At 60.4% G+C, this 12,962-nt stretch carries 14 protein-coding genes; 6 read left to right on the top strand and 8 right to left on the bottom strand.

From position 1 onward, the window contains the following. The first annotated feature begins 236 nt into the window (after positions 1-236). On the top strand, positions 237-1,163 hold the full coding sequence (tal, locus tag M2400_RS07210) for a transaldolase (RefSeq protein WP_010176330.1): 927 nt from the start codon (positions 237-239) through the stop codon (positions 1,161-1,163). Positions 1,164-1,250: 87 nt separating this feature from the next. On the opposite strand, the gene rssC is transcribed toward tal, so the two are convergent. From rssC to M2400_RS07195, 3 genes are all read right to left on the bottom strand, one after another. Further along, on the bottom strand, positions 1,251-1,733 hold the full coding sequence (gene rssC / locus M2400_RS07205) for an anti-sigma factor antagonist RssC (RefSeq protein ID WP_003218919.1): 483 nt from the start codon (positions 1,731-1,733) through the stop codon (positions 1,251-1,253). After that, entirely contained in the window at positions 1,733-2,914 is a 1,182-nt protein-coding gene (gene rssB, locus M2400_RS07200) for a two-component system response regulator RssB (RefSeq protein ID WP_177045630.1), read from the bottom strand. The genes rssC and rssB overlap by 1 nt, the downstream gene beginning before the upstream one ends. 346 nt (positions 2,915-3,260) lie before the next feature. Beyond that, on the bottom strand, positions 3,261-3,950 hold the full coding sequence (locus M2400_RS07195; RefSeq protein WP_029616133.1) for a VacJ family lipoprotein: 690 nt from the start codon (positions 3,948-3,950) through the stop codon (positions 3,261-3,263). A 196-nt stretch (positions 3,951-4,146) separates the two neighbouring features. Between M2400_RS07195 and M2400_RS07190 the strand changes: the two genes are divergently transcribed. After that, on the top strand, positions 4,147-4,758 hold the full coding sequence (locus M2400_RS07190; RefSeq protein WP_177120636.1) for an HAD family phosphatase: 612 nt from the start codon (positions 4,147-4,149) through the stop codon (positions 4,756-4,758). Between the two features lie 110 nt (positions 4,759-4,868). Beyond that, a complete protein-coding gene (locus M2400_RS07185) occupies positions 4,869-5,135 on the top strand; it encodes a DUF4404 family protein (protein WP_003218929.1) in 267 nt (88 codons plus the stop codon). Positions 5,136-5,261: 126 nt separating this feature from the next. On the opposite strand, the gene queF is transcribed toward M2400_RS07185, so the two are convergent. Continuing rightward, on the bottom strand, positions 5,262-6,092 hold the full coding sequence (gene queF, locus M2400_RS07180; RefSeq protein ID WP_259196112.1) for an NADPH-dependent 7-cyano-7-deazaguanine reductase QueF: 831 nt from the start codon (positions 6,090-6,092) through the stop codon (positions 5,262-5,264). A 57-nt stretch (positions 6,093-6,149) separates the two neighbouring features. After that, a complete protein-coding gene (locus tag M2400_RS07175) occupies positions 6,150-6,674 on the bottom strand; it encodes a plastocyanin/azurin family copper-binding protein (RefSeq protein WP_177045633.1) in 525 nt (174 codons plus the stop codon). Between the two features lie 156 nt (positions 6,675-6,830). Between M2400_RS07175 and M2400_RS07170 the strand changes: the two genes are divergently transcribed. Further along, positions 6,831-7,511: a heavy metal response regulator transcription factor gene (locus tag M2400_RS07170; protein WP_177045634.1), complete on the top strand. Its 681-nt coding sequence runs from the start codon at positions 6,831-6,833 to the stop codon at positions 7,509-7,511. Continuing rightward, on the top strand, positions 7,511-8,863 hold the full coding sequence (locus tag M2400_RS07165) for a heavy metal sensor histidine kinase (protein WP_310503518.1): 1,353 nt from the start codon (positions 7,511-7,513) through the stop codon (positions 8,861-8,863). The genes M2400_RS07170 and M2400_RS07165 overlap by 1 nt, the downstream gene beginning before the upstream one ends. Positions 8,864-8,978: 115 nt before the next feature. Here the strand turns inward: M2400_RS07165 and M2400_RS07160 are convergent, their stop codons facing one another. The 3 genes from M2400_RS07160 to M2400_RS07150 are packed head-to-tail and all read right to left on the bottom strand — an operon-like array spanning position 8,979 to position 12,223. After that, entirely contained in the window at positions 8,979-10,223 is a 1,245-nt protein-coding gene (locus M2400_RS07160) for a lipoprotein-releasing ABC transporter permease subunit (protein WP_010176339.1), read from the bottom strand. A 58-nt stretch (positions 10,224-10,281) separates the two neighbouring features. Further along, positions 10,282-10,965 carry a lipoprotein-releasing ABC transporter ATP-binding protein LolD gene (lolD, locus tag M2400_RS07155; RefSeq protein ID WP_017477213.1) on the bottom strand — a complete coding sequence of 228 codons (684 nt, stop codon included), beginning with the start codon at positions 10,963-10,965 and terminating at the stop codon, positions 10,282-10,284. 7 nt (positions 10,966-10,972) lie between these two features. Further along, positions 10,973-12,223 (bottom strand): lipoprotein-releasing ABC transporter permease subunit, encoded by a 1,251-nt coding sequence (locus M2400_RS07150; RefSeq protein ID WP_177075705.1) that lies wholly within the window; start codon positions 12,221-12,223, stop codon positions 10,973-10,975. A gap of 94 nt (positions 12,224-12,317) precedes the next feature. Between M2400_RS07150 and M2400_RS07145 the strand changes: the two genes are divergently transcribed. Then, a complete protein-coding gene (locus tag M2400_RS07145; protein ID WP_177045637.1) occupies positions 12,318-12,902 on the top strand; it encodes a PilZ domain-containing protein in 585 nt (194 codons plus the stop codon). Positions 12,903-12,962 lie beyond the last annotated feature (60 nt).

Raw genomic sequence — 12,962 nt, 5'->3', positions numbered from 1 at the left:
GGTGTGGTTTTGAGGGCCTCATCGCAGGCAAGCCAGCTCCCACAGTTTGAGCGGGGTGGTCATCGGGCAGTCGGGTTGAACCTGCCGGCGGTTTTGGCCTCCTAGTTAGCAGTGGCCGGTGTTTCAAACGGCTGTTTTCAGGTTGTTGCCCTCGCAAACGATCGAATGCATTTGCGCCCTTGAGCGGCTGTCAGCGCTCGGGTAATGTCATCAGACCCACAGGACAGAGCACGCCCATGACTTCCAAGCTGGAACAACTCAAGCAATTCACCACCGTAGTAGCCGATACCGGCGATTTTTCTACCCTCGCCAAGCTCAAGCCACAAGACGCCACTACCAACCCTTCCCTGCTGCTCAAGGCCGCGTCGATCCCAGGCTACGCCAAGCTGCTGGACGAGGCTGTTGCCGACTGCAACGGCGATGTAGGCCTGGCCAGCGACCGTTTCGCGGTGGCCGTAGGCCAGGAAATCCTGAAAGTGGTGCCGGGCCGCATTTCCACCGAGGTGGATGCCCGCCTGTCGTTCGATACCGACGCAGTACTCAAGCGTGCCCATCGCCTGATCGACCTGTACGACAAGGCCGGCATTGGCCGCGACCGTGTGCTGATCAAGATCGCTTCCACCTGGGAAGGCATCCGCGCCGCCGAGCAGCTGGAAAAGGAAGGCATCCAGACCAACCTGACCCTGCTGTTCTCCTTCGCCCAGGCCGTGGCTTGCGCTGAAGCCGGCGTGTTCCTTATTTCGCCGTTCGTGGGCCGTATCTACGACTGGTACAAGAAGGCCAACGGCAACGACTACACCGGTTCCGATGATCCGGGCGTGCAGTCGGTAACGCGCATTTACAACTACTACAAGGCCAACGGCTACAAGACCGTGGTGATGGGCGCGAGCTTCCGTAACCTGAGCCAGATCGAAGAGCTGGCCGGTTGCGACCGCCTGACCATCAGCCCGGACCTGTTGGAAAAACTGGCAGCCGACAACGGCAAGCTGGAGCGCAAGTTGGCACCAGGCCACGCCGGTGAGGCGCGTGTGCACCTGACCGAAGCGCAGTTCCGTTGGGAATCCAACGAAGATGCGATGGCCACCGAGAAACTGGCCGAGGGCATTCGTCAGTTCGCCCGTGACCAGGAAAAACTCGAAGCGCTGTTGACCGCCAAGCTCTAAAAACGGGCGACGGCAAAAAGGGCGGTACCCTCGCGGGTACCGCCCTTTTTCGTGCCTGGCTCTTTTTTAAAAGAGGCAGCTATAAACTCAATGGCGCTCCAGTGCATTCACCAGGTCGTGGAACGCCTCGCGGTTGGAGTCGTTCAAGCCCATCAGGATCTTGTGGGCTTCCAGCACCTTGACCCGTACCACTTCCTCGGACTGGTCCTGGGACGGCAGGTCGGTCAGGCATTCCGGGCACGGGATCGGGCGGTCAACGATGTTGAACACTTGATCGAAGCCCATGGACTGCAACAGACGGGTGATGTCTTCGTGGGTGGTGACGACGGTCGGCAGCAGTCCGACCTTCTGCCGAGACAGAATGGACAACTTGGCCAACAGCCCAAGGGTGGTGCTATCGATGCTGCGGGTTTCGGTCAGATCGATCACGATCGCCGAGAAATTCAAGGCTGTGAAAATCCGCTCAATCGTCGCATCCAGCGCTGAACACAAGGTCAGGCGCACTTCACCGACAAACTTCAGGACAAAAGTCCCGTCTTGCTCGGCGAATTGGATTCTTCCGGTACTCATCAAAGATTCCTGCTCAACACCAATAGGGCGATATCATCCGGCATCTCCCCTAGCGTGGCCAATCCAAAAACCTGCCGCAGGCCATCCAGGCTGCCGCCCGCCGACCTGACCCGTTGGGGTAAGGCGGCTTCTTTCTCTTTGAGTGTAGGCTCTGACAAAAGGTCCAGGATGCCATCAGACATCAGCGTGAGGCTGAATGTCGGCGGCAGTTCCAGGATGTGGTCTTCGTAAGTGGCTTCATTGAACAAGCCAACCGGTAAACCACGCCCTTCCAGGTAGCGCACACTGTCTGGAGTGTATAAAACCGGCAATGGCAGGTGACCGCCAATGCTGTAGGTCAAAAGACCTGTTTCTTCATCAATCACGCCGCCGACCATCGTCACGTGCTTGCCCAGCTTGCAGCTGATCAGGCCCCGGTTGATGTGGCCCAGCACTTGCGACGGAGTGAACTCCGGCAAGGTGCCATTGCGCTTGGATTCGAACAACAGCCGTGTGGTCATGAATTTCAACAACACGGTCACGAATGCCGAGGAGGCGCCGTGGCCGGAAACGTCGGCCAGGTAGAACGCGACACGCCGCTCATCAACACGGAAGTAGTCGACAAAATCACCCGACAGGTACAGCGACGGGATGATCTGGTGGGCAAACTTGAACTCGTCGATGCTCCACGGGCTCACCGGCAGCATGTTCATCTGCACCTGGCGACCGGCGTTCTGGTCTTCCTGGAGCAGGTTCAGGCTGGCTTCGAGTTCGCGGTTGGCGGTTTCGAGCTTTTCACGGTAACGCTGGTTTTCCAGCAGCAACCGTGCACGATCCAGTGCACGGCGCACCGAGTGCTCCAGCACAGCCAGGTCTTCCAGGGGCTTGATCAGGTAGTCGGCGGCGCCCAGGCGCAAGGCCTCGACAGCATCGTTCATCACGCCGGCACCGGACACGACGATCACCGGCGTCTGCGGGGCAATGTCGGTCACCTGGCGGATCAGCTCGAGGCCGCCCACCTGAGGCATGCGCAGGTCGCAGATAACCAGGTCGGGCTTGTCGCGCTCGAACACCTGGAGACCCTGGAGGCCGTTGCTGGCCTGCAGGACACTGAAGCCACTGTCTTCCAAATAGGCCGCGAGACTCGCGCGCACTACTTCGTCGTCATCGATTATCAGCAGCGTGGCACTGGTTTTCTGCATGTGGGCAAACGGCGCCAGAATTAGGTTGGCGTAGGCAGCTCGACAATGGCCGGGCTTACTACTGGATTCGCTTTCTAGCCTCTCTGTCCTACAAAACGCTGGGATATTTCCCGTGCACAAAGGTAAAGCAGAGGTGCCCTTCTAAGGCGCAGACGGTACTCCCATCCGCCAGGGGTTTCAAGCTCATGGCGATGGTCGCCGGGCGTCTTTACATCGCAAATCACCGGTAGTTATAAGAACGTATAAAACCGCGACTTAAAGTAAGGACGTAACTCACGGATAAACCTCGAATCCCGCCCACGAAAAAGGCGACCCGAGGGCCGCCTTCTTCATTTAAGCCTCAGGCTTAAAAGTCGTCTACAACCTTGCCATCCTTGACCTTGAACTCGCGATTCTGCAAGTAGGCGTTACGGATAAAGGTGTATTTGTCGCCGCTGATCAGCTTCTCGGAGGACAGCAGGCTGGCACGTGTGTCGACGATATTCAGGCCGAAGGTGCTGTTGCGCCAGCCGATGTCGTTCATGTAGCGGTAGGGCTGGGTGTAGCTGTCCACGTACTTGGACGGCGCGTCACGCAGGGTGCTTGGGCCCAGCAGTGGCAGCATTACGTAAGGACCACTGCCAACGCCCCAGTGACCGAGGGTCTGGCCGAAATCTTCGTCATTGCGTTGCAGCCCCATTTTGGTGCCGACATCAATGAAACCCAGCACGCCGAACGTGGTGTTCACCAGCAAGCGGGCAGTGTCGACGCCGGCAGCGTGCGGCTTGAGTTGCAACACGTCGTTGGCAAAGTTGCCGACGTCGCCGATGTTGCGGAAGAAGTTGTGAACGCCGTCCTGCACAAATTGCGGGGTCACGAACTGATAGCCTTGGGCCAAAGGCTTGAGGGCGTAGGTGTCAACGGTGTCGTTGAAGGTGAAGATCGGGCGGTTGACGCTTTCCCATGGATCATCTTCCGAGGCCGCCTGGGCCGCGAAAGGAACCAGCAATACGCTGGCACATACGGATAGCTGAGCTAGACATTGGCTCCAGCGCATAGCTTGAACTCCTTGAATGGTCTGTCATGGGCGCTATGCCCTGAATGTGGCCGTCAGTATATGACGGAAGTGTCAGATTAGGCAGCCTTGCAGAAATGTCATTCCGGTAAATGCACAAAATTCCTACAAATAGAACCGATGTAACCTGCTTGTCATCGGCGTCCGCTAGCGTGACTGCTATTTCAGGGACGTCGAAATGCCCCACGCCGAAGTTGTTGCTGCCAGCGCCCCGTCCTTGACGGCCGTATTGTTCGGGCTGAGTGGTTGCCTGGTGGATTTTGGTTCCCAGGCCCGCGCGGACTCAGCGCCCTCAATCGACCCCCACGCCACCGTCGGCGCCCTGAAGATCCTGCGCAGCCTCGAAGAACAGCGTGTGCCTTGTGCGTGGCTGGACGAGCTCCCTCTGTCGGTTTCCACACCCTTGGCCGCCGGGCTACCCCGCTGGATCAAGGCCACCCAGCCCTCCTCCACCCGCTGGCCCGCGCCCCACGCTTGCTGGCAGGCTTTGATGGAACTGAACATCGAGCGCCTGGAAGGCTGCGTGCTGGTGAGCGGCGAGCCGCGCCTGCTGCAATCCGGGCTCAACGCCGGCCTGTGGACCATCGGCCTGGCTTCCTGCGGCTCACTGTGCGGGCTTTCCCCGGAGCAATGGCAGGCACTCAGCGAAAAGGAACGCGAGCATAAGCGTGCCAAGGCCACTGTCGCGCTGTATGGACTGGGCGTGCATTCGGTGATTGACCACCTCGGCGAACTGCACACCTGCCTGGCAGACATCAGCCTGCGCCAGCTCAAAGGCGAGAAGCCCTGATCGAGATCATGCACAGTCGGCGCCAGTGGATTAATCTACAGGTCAGCCCGTAGACCTTTCACGGCGTGCCGCGGTCTATGCCAGTGCCTATCGATAAAAGGAAGAACGCCATGCCTGCCCGCGAACAACTGCAAGAACAGGTCAAAATTTTGCGCGAGCAATTGGATCAGAATCCAGAGATGCCACTCGAAAAGCGCGAAGAGCTGCAAACATTGATTGCTGAACTGGAAGTTCAGGAGCCGCTGGAAGGCGCCATTCAGGATCCAAGTATCGCCGACGGTGTGAACCTGGCGGTGGAACGCTTTGAGCTGGACCACCCGGGAATTGCCGGGACCTTGCGCAATATCGTGGTGACCCTGGGCAACATCGGGATCTAAAAGCCGGACACCTACCCAATGTGGGAGCGGGCTTGCTCGCGAAAGCGGTGGGTCAGTCAATACACCTGGTGACTGACACACAGCTTTCGCGAGCAAGCCCGCTCCCACATTTATTTTGTGTGAAGGTTACTGGCGCGCCAGACGCAAGTTCTGGAACTGCACAGCTTCCGTACTGCGATACGGGTTGATATCCAACCCGCCGCGACGCACGTACCGCGCATACACCGTCAACTTCTCCGGCTTGAGCAGGCGTTGCAGGTCGAGAAAGATCCGCTCCACGCACTGTTCATGGAAGTCCGAGTGCTGGCGGAAGCTCACCAGGTATTCCAGCAGGCTGGCGTGATCCAGCGCCGCACCACGGTATTCCACCGCCACGCTGCCCCAGTCAGGCTGGCTGGTCACCGGGCAGTTGGACTTGAGCAGATGGCTGTGGATGCTCTCCTCCACCACGCGCGAGTCATCGCAACGCAACAGTTCCGGGCGCGGGTGCTCGTAGTTGCTGACGGTAATGTCCAGATCATCGATGCACACGCCCGGCAACGCGACCACGCCTTCGGCTTCAACCTCGCCCAGGCTGCGGATGCGCACGCCAACCGGCTTGCCGGCGGCTGCACTCAGGTCGGTGCGCAAGGTCGCTTCAAGGCTCGGCACATCGGCAAACGCCGTCTGGTTCAACGAGTTGAGGTACAGCTTGAAGGATTTCGACTCGATGATATTCGGCGAGTCGGCCGGAATGCTGAATTCACCGATGGCCACCACGGGCTTGCCGGAAGGCAGCAGCCAGGACAGTTCGAAGCAGTTCCAGAAGTCCACGCCTTTATACGGCAGGGTCTCGGCGCTCAGGCCCAGCTCGGCCCACTTGGCGGCGCGAGGGATCGGGAACAGCAACGAAGGGGTGTAGGTGGAGATGTATTCACTGGACTTGCCCAGCGGCGAATGTTCGGCTGCGGGATGCATGGCGGAAACCTGGCTAAATAAACGCGGCCATTCTACCCGCCTTTGCACCCCCGTGGCTTACTGGCTGACCGTCAGCTTGCCCACCATGCCCGCCTGGTAGTGGCCGGGGATGTTGCAGGCGAACTCAAGGCCAGTGGCCTTGGTGAAGGTCCAGGTCAGTTCGGCGGTCTTGCCCGGCTCCACCAGCACGCTGTTGGGGTCGTCGTGTTTCATGCCGCCCATGTCGCCGTGGCCCATCGCACTGTGGTCCATTTTGCCCATGCCTGTCGCGGTCAGCATGCCACTGGCCTGCATCTGCAGCATTTCTTTCTGATGTGCCGCGTGCATGGCGGCGTCGCCAAGGTTGAACTCGTGGAGCAACTGGCCTTTGTTGACCAGCACAAAGCGCACGGTCTCACCGGCTTTTACATCGATGGCCTTGGGCGAAAAGGAAATATCCTGCAGCACCACTTCCACTGTACGGGTGGCCTTGGCGGCCGGTGCAGCTTCACCGAAGGCGAAAGTTTCAGCCGGGGACGCCAGCACCGGAAGACTCAGCGCCATCAGGCAGCCGGCCAACAGCCAGGATTTACGCAAAAACATGCTCACACTCCAAAGGTTCGGAATCAGTCTGTGGGACACTTTACGAGCGCGCCGCTGCCAGCCAACTGACGGCCAGATTACAACTTTGTCAGCTTGAGCCTACCGCCGGGTGTGCGCTGTATAAAGTCTGTGTTTACGTAAAGCCATGAGCCGCCCATGAAACTGCTGATCGTCGAAGACCAACCGAAAACCGGCCACTACCTGCGCCAGGGCCTGGCCGAGGCCGGGTTCAACACCGAGCTGGTGGCCGATGGCACCAGCGGTCAGCACCTTGCGCTGACCGGTGACTACGACCTGTTGATCCTCGACGTGATGCTGCCGGGCCGTGATGGCTGGCAAATCCTCCAGGCCGTGCGCGGTGCCGGGCTCGATATGCCGGTGCTGTTCCTCACCGCGCGGGACGCCGTGGAAGACCGGGTGCACGGCCTGGAACTGGGCGCCGACGACTACCTGGTCAAGCCCTTCGCCTTTTCCGAGCTGCTGGCCCGAGTGCGCAGCCTGTTGCGCCGTGGCAGCAGCCCGCCCCAGGAAACCAGCCTGCAACTGGCCGACCTGCGCCTGGACCTGATCCGCCGCCGGGTGGAGCGCGACGGCCAACGCATCGACCTCACGGCCAAGGAGTTTTCCCTGCTGGAACTGCTGCTGCGCCGCCAGGGCGAAGTGTTGCCCAAATCGCTGATCGCCTCCCAGGTCTGGGACATGAATTTCGACAGCGACACCAACATCATCGAAGTCGCGATCCGCCGCCTGCGCCTCAAAGTCGACGACAACTTCCCCAACAAGTTGATCCATACCGTGCGCGGCATGGGCTATGTGCTCGAGGAGCGGTTCAGTTGATGAAACGGATTTCCCTGGCCAGCCGCCTGGCGCTGCTGTTTGCCGGCTGCACCGCCGTGGTTTCATTGTTGGCCGGCGTGCTGTTCAACCACGCCAGCGAGGCGCACTTTATCGAGCTGGACCAGCAGTTGCTCGACGGCAAGCTGCTGGCACTGCGCAGTACGCTAAAGGGTGCCGACACGCCCGCCTTGTTTGCGCGGCAAGAACCAAAGCTGCGGGAAGAACTCAATCGCCAGCCCGATCTTGCGCTACGCATTACTGCAGGCGATCAGCGCTGGTTCGACAGCGCACCGGGCGTCACCCTGCCCCGGACACCTGGCCTGCACAGTGTGCAGAACGCCGGAACCCAGTACCGCGTGTACAACGCGCCGCTCGTTCCCGGGAACGCGGACGCCCCCCAACTGACGCTGATGCTCGACATCACCCACCACCAACACTTCCTGCAACGCATGCAGCATCTGATCTGGTTGACCGTCGGCCTTTCCGCCCTGGCCACCGCCCTGCTCGGTGCATGGGCCGCCCGCAGCGGCTTGCGCCCTTTGAGGCGCATGAGCGAAGTGGCCAGCAGCGTGTCCGCCCACTCCCTGACCCAGCGCCTGCCCCAGGAGCAAATGCCCGCCGAACTGGCGGAGCTGGCCCAGTCCTTCAACGCCATGCTTGGGCGCCTGGATGATGCGTTCCAGCGGCTCTCGGCGTTTTCTGCCGACATCGCCCATGAGTTGCGCACCCCACTGTCGAATCTGCTGACACAGACCCAGGTCATCCTCACGCAGCCACGGCCGCTGGAGGACTACCGCGAGGCCCTGCACAGCAATCTGGAAGAACTGCAATGGATGGCGCAGTTGGTCAATGACATGTTGTACCTGGCCAAGGCCGACCATGGGCTGCTGGTGCCCAAGCGCGAAACCCTGATGCTGGCGGACGAAGTGGATGCCTTGCTGGAGTTTTTTGCGCCGTTGGCAGAGGACGTCCAGGTGCGCCTGGTTCAAGAAGGCGGCGCCAATACCTCAGGTGACCGCAGCATGTTGCGCCGGGCGATTTCCAATCTGCTGGATAACGCATTGCGGTTCACGCCGGCGGGGGGCGAAGTCAGTGTGCGGGTTGTCGAGGGTGTGCAAGGGGTGAGGTTGAGTGTGGAAAACACCGGGAAAGGCATTCCAGAGGCGTTGTTGCCAAGGCTGTTTGACCGGTTTTACCGGGTAGATCCGGCGCGGCATGAAGGGAGTAGCGAGCACGCGGGGCTGGGGCTGGCGATTACACAGTCGATTGTGCGGGCCCATAGCGGGCGGATCTTCTGTGAGTCTGGGCCGGGATGGACGCGGTTTGTGATCGAGTTGCCGCTAGGGCATTGATGCAAGCTGTTCCGGCCTCATCGCGGGCAAGCCCGGCTCCCACATTAGACTGAGTTGTTCTGGCGAACTCGGTCAAATGTGGGAGCTGGCTTGCCTGCGATAGCGGTCTTAAGAACTACGAATACCTGAGGGCATGCGCCGGCTCGATCTTCGCCGCCCGATACGCCGGATAGATCGTCGCCAGAAAGCTCAACACAAACCCCGCCGAGCAAATCAGCAGCACATCCCCACCCTGCAGTTCCGAAGGCAGGTTGCTGACGAAATACACGTCCGAACTGAAGATATGCTGCCCGGTCACCCGCTCCAGCCAACCCACCAGTTCACTGACGTTCAGCGCCGCAATCACGCCGAGGATGCCGCCGATCAACGTACCGACGATGCCGATCACCGTGCCCTGCACCATGAAGATCGCCATGATCTGCCGCGGCGTGGCACCAATGGTGCGCAGGATCGCAATGTCGGCGCCCTTGTCGTTCACCACCATGATCAAGGTCGCGATGATGTTGAACGCCGCCACGGCAACGATCATCAGCAACAGCAGGCCGATCATGGTCTTTTCCATCTTCATCGCGCTGAACAGGCTGCCCTGGGTGTGGGTCCAGTCGTCCGCCTTGTAGTCAGCGCCAAGGCTGGCGGCGATATCCGCCGAGACCTTGGGCGCCGCATACAGGTCTTTCACCGCCAAGCGCACGCTTTGCACCTGGTTCGGTTCCCAATGCTGGATCTCTGCCGCGTCGGCCATGTGGATCAGGGCCATGGAGCCATCCAGTTCGGCGCCCACCTTGAACACACCGACTACGTTCAGACGCTGCATGCGCGGGGTGATGCCACCGGGTGCGCTGCTGATTTCCGGCACGATCAGGGTGAGCTTGTCGCCCACGTTCAGGCGGAAACGCCGAGCGGTAATTTCGCCGATCACCACACCGAACTCGCCCGGTTTCAGGTCTTCCAGATGGCCCTGGACAATATGCTGGGCCACGATCGACACCTTGCCTTCCTGGGCCGGATCAACGCCGCTGATCTCGATCGGCTGCATCGCGCCCTTGTAGGAAAGCATGCCGTCCATCTGTGTGAACGGTACCGCAGCGGTGACTTCAGGATTCTTCATCGCCGCATCCGCCACCGGCTGCCAGTCGCTGATGGGCTTCACGCCAACGATGGTCGCATGGGGCACCATGCCGAGGATGCGTGAGCTCATTTCCCGCTGGAAGCCGTTCATCACCGACAACACCACGATCATCGCCAGCACGCCCAGGGCGAGGCCGATCATCGAGGTCATCGAGATAAACGAAACAAAACGGTTGCGGCGCTTGGCGCGGGTATAGCGCGTGCCGATGAAAATCGATAACGGTCTGAACATTCGCGGGCACCGTTGAAAAAATAGAAAACCCGGCGTCAGGCGCCGGGCTTGAAACAGGTCAGATGGCGACCAGATGACCTTCCTGCAGGTGCAGCACACGGTCCATCTGACGGGCCATGCTCATGTCATGGGTCACCACCAGGAACGCGGTGCGCATCTGGGTGCTCAGTTCCAGCATCAAGTCCTTGATGCCCTGGGCGGTGTGGGAGTCGAGGTTGCCGGTAGGCTCGTCGAGCATCACCAGGCCCGGGTTGTTGACCAGGGCGCGGGCAATCGCCACACGCTGGCGCTCGCCGCCGGACAGTTCAGCCGGTTTGTGCTCCAGGCGATGGCCCAGGCCGACCCGCTCCAGCAACGCCTTGGCACGCTGGCGTGCTTCCGGGATCGCGGTCTTGCCGATCAACAGCGGCATGCAGACGTTTTCCAGGGCGGTGAACTCAGGCAGCAAGTGGTGGAACTGATACACAAAGCCCAACGAACGGTTACGCAACTGGCCGCGGGCCTTCTCGCCCAGGGCCGACAGTTCTTCGCCGGCCAGCCAAACGCTGCCCTGGGACGGCGTATCAAGGCCGCCCAACAGGTTGAGCAAGGTACTTTTACCGGAACCAGAACTGCCGACGATCGCCACGCGCTCGCCCGGGTGCAGTTCCAACTGCAGGTTGGACAACACCACCACGGATTCCGGGCCTTCCTCGTAGGATTTGCCCAGGTTGCGGCAGCTCAGGATTGCTTTTTCACTCATGCCCGATTCACTCATAACGTAAAGCCTGCGCCGGCTGGGTACGTGCCGCGCGCCAGGCTGGATACAGGGTGGCAAGGAAACTCAGGACCAACGCAGCGGCGCCGACCATCAACACGTCCTGGCTCTGCACCTGGGACGGCAAGTAGTCGATGAAGTAGACGTCGGAGTTCAAGAATTTGTGGCCGATCAACACTTCCAGCCCGGCGATGGCGGCGCTGACGTTCAGCGCAGCGAGAATCCCCACCACGGTGCCGATCAGGGTGCCGACCACGCCGATCACCGTGCCCTGGACCATGAAGATCGCCATGATCTGCCCCGGCGTGGCGCCGAGGGTGCGCAGGATAGCGATATCGCCCTTCTTGTCGTTCACCACCATCACCAGCGTGGAGATGATGTTGAAGGCCGCCACGGCGACGATCAGCAGCAACAGCAGGCCGATCATGGCTTTTTCCATGCGGATGGCCTGGTACAGGTTGCCGTGGGTACGGGTCCAGTCGCGGGCGTAGTACTGGTTTTCACCCAGGTGCTGGGCGATTTCCCACGAGGTACGCGGCGCGTCGAACAGGTCGTTGAATTTGAGGCGCAGGCCCTGCACCTGGTCCGGCTTCCAGCGATGCAGGCGGGCCAGATCGGTCAGGTTGGTCAAGCCCAGGTAGCCGTCGATCTCGCCGGCGCCGACATGAAAGATGCCGACCACGGTGAAACGCTTCATGCGCGGGAACATGCCGGCCGGGGTCACGGTGACTTCCGGCGCGACGAAGGTCAGCTTGTCGCCGATGCTCACGCCGAGCTTGGCCGCGGCCTTGTCGCCGATAACAATGCCAAAGCTGCCGGGCGACAAGTCGTCCAGTTTGCCCTGTTGCATGAAGTTATCGATGATCGAGACGTTGCGTTCCTGTGCCGGATCGATGGCATTGAGCAGGACTTTCTGCACTTTGCCGTCGTTGGTCAGCAAGCCCTGCATCTGGGTGAAGGGCGCAACCGCCAGCACTTTGGGGTTCTGCTTGACCTTGGCGGCCAGGCTTTGCCAGTCGCTGATGGGCTCACCCGACTCGATGGTCGCGTGGGGCACCATGCCCAGCACGCGGGTGCGCATCTCATGATCGAAACCGTTCATCACCGAAAGCACCACGATCATCACGACAACGCCAAGGGCGAGCCCGATCATCGAGGTCAAGGAAATGAACGACACAAAATGATTGCGACGCTTTGCACGGGTATAACGCGTGCCAATAAAGACGAAGAGAGGTCTGAACATGTCGGGGCTTGTTCGGAGGAAAAGAAGACGTCCCGGTGGCGGGGTCTGGTAAGCAGCTTTACACTCAGACCATCACCGCTGCCTTGGGTTCGCCATGTCGACATTAGATGAAGAAGATCGCCGCGAATACTACCGTATCGAGGACATGATCGCACTGGAAATTACCCCGCTGTCGGGCCCGGAAGCGCTGAGCAAGGAAGTATTGCTGGATGATTCTCCGCTGTTCAATCTGCTCAGCGAGTTGCACCTGAGTGAATTCGAATCCCAGCACCTGCTGCGCCAGATCGGCGAGCGGGACCGCACCCTCGCCGCCTTCCTCAAAGTGCAGAACAAACGCATGGATTTGCTCAGCCAGATCATGGCGCAAAGCCTGCTGGGCGAGATCGGTACGCCGCAGCCCGTGGTCATCTCCGAAGGCGGCATCGAGTTCCTGAACCCTACGGCAATCCAGCCCGACAGCCACCTGGCGGTCAAGCTGGTGCTGATGCCACAAGCCCTCGGGCTGTTGCTGCGGGCCAAGGTCACCCATTGCGATGCCAAGACCGGCGGCTTTGAAGTCGGCACTGAATTCGAAGCCATGACCGATGCCCAACGCCAACTGCTGGCGCGCTATATCCTGCAAAAGCAGGCGCAGGAACGGCGCCTGGCGCGGGAAAAAAGCGAAGAATCCGACACCTGAAGACGAACAATGAATGGCGCGTCGCGTCATCCATCCAGCCAGGAACCCTGGCGTAAAGGA

Origin of the sequence: Pseudomonas sp. BIGb0558 (genome assembly GCF_024807515.1) — a bacterium.
GTDB classification, from domain to species: Bacteria; Pseudomonadota; Gammaproteobacteria; order Pseudomonadales; family Pseudomonadaceae; genus Aquipseudomonas; species Aquipseudomonas yamanorum_A.
Note: the sequence above shows the minus strand (reverse complement) of the source record. Positions and strands in the feature narration are given on the sequence as shown.

Bases quoted from the DNA above. Each gene is read 5' to 3' on its own strand.
- M2400_RS07195 (WP_029616133.1), bottom strand. From the start codon at position 3,950: ATGCGCTGGAGCCAATGTCTAGCTCAGCTATCCGTATGTGCCAGCGTA.
- M2400_RS07170 (WP_177045634.1), top strand. From the start codon at position 6,831: ATGAAACTGCTGATCGTCGAAGACCAACCGAAAACCGGCCACTACCTG.
- rssB (WP_177045630.1), bottom strand. From the start codon at position 2,914: ATGCAGAAAACCAGTGCCACGCTGCTGATAATCGATGACGACGAAGTA.
- rssC (WP_003218919.1), bottom strand. From the start codon at position 1,733: ATGAGTACCGGAAGAATCCAATTCGCCGAGCAAGACGGGACTTTTGTC.
- M2400_RS07165 (WP_310503518.1), top strand. From the start codon at position 7,511: ATGAAACGGATTTCCCTGGCCAGCCGCCTGGCGCTGCTGTTTGCCGGC.
- queF (WP_259196112.1), bottom strand. From the start codon at position 6,092: ATGCATCCCGCAGCCGAACATTCGCCGCTGGGCAAGTCCAGTGAATAC.
- lolD (WP_017477213.1), bottom strand. From the start codon at position 10,965: ATGAGTGAAAAAGCAATCCTGAGCTGCCGCAACCTGGGCAAATCCTAC.
- M2400_RS07175 (WP_177045633.1), bottom strand. From the start codon at position 6,674: ATGTTTTTGCGTAAATCCTGGCTGTTGGCCGGCTGCCTGATGGCGCTG.
- M2400_RS07145 (WP_177045637.1), top strand. From the start codon at position 12,318: ATGTCGACATTAGATGAAGAAGATCGCCGCGAATACTACCGTATCGAG.
- tal (WP_010176330.1), top strand. From the start codon at position 237: ATGACTTCCAAGCTGGAACAACTCAAGCAATTCACCACCGTAGTAGCC.
- M2400_RS07160 (WP_010176339.1), bottom strand. From the start codon at position 10,223: ATGTTCAGACCGTTATCGATTTTCATCGGCACGCGCTATACCCGCGCC.
- M2400_RS07190 (WP_177120636.1), top strand. From the start codon at position 4,147: ATGCCCCACGCCGAAGTTGTTGCTGCCAGCGCCCCGTCCTTGACGGCC.
- M2400_RS07150 (WP_177075705.1), bottom strand. From the start codon at position 12,223: ATGTTCAGACCTCTCTTCGTCTTTATTGGCACGCGTTATACCCGTGCA.
- M2400_RS07185 (WP_003218929.1), top strand. From the start codon at position 4,869: ATGCCTGCCCGCGAACAACTGCAAGAACAGGTCAAAATTTTGCGCGAG.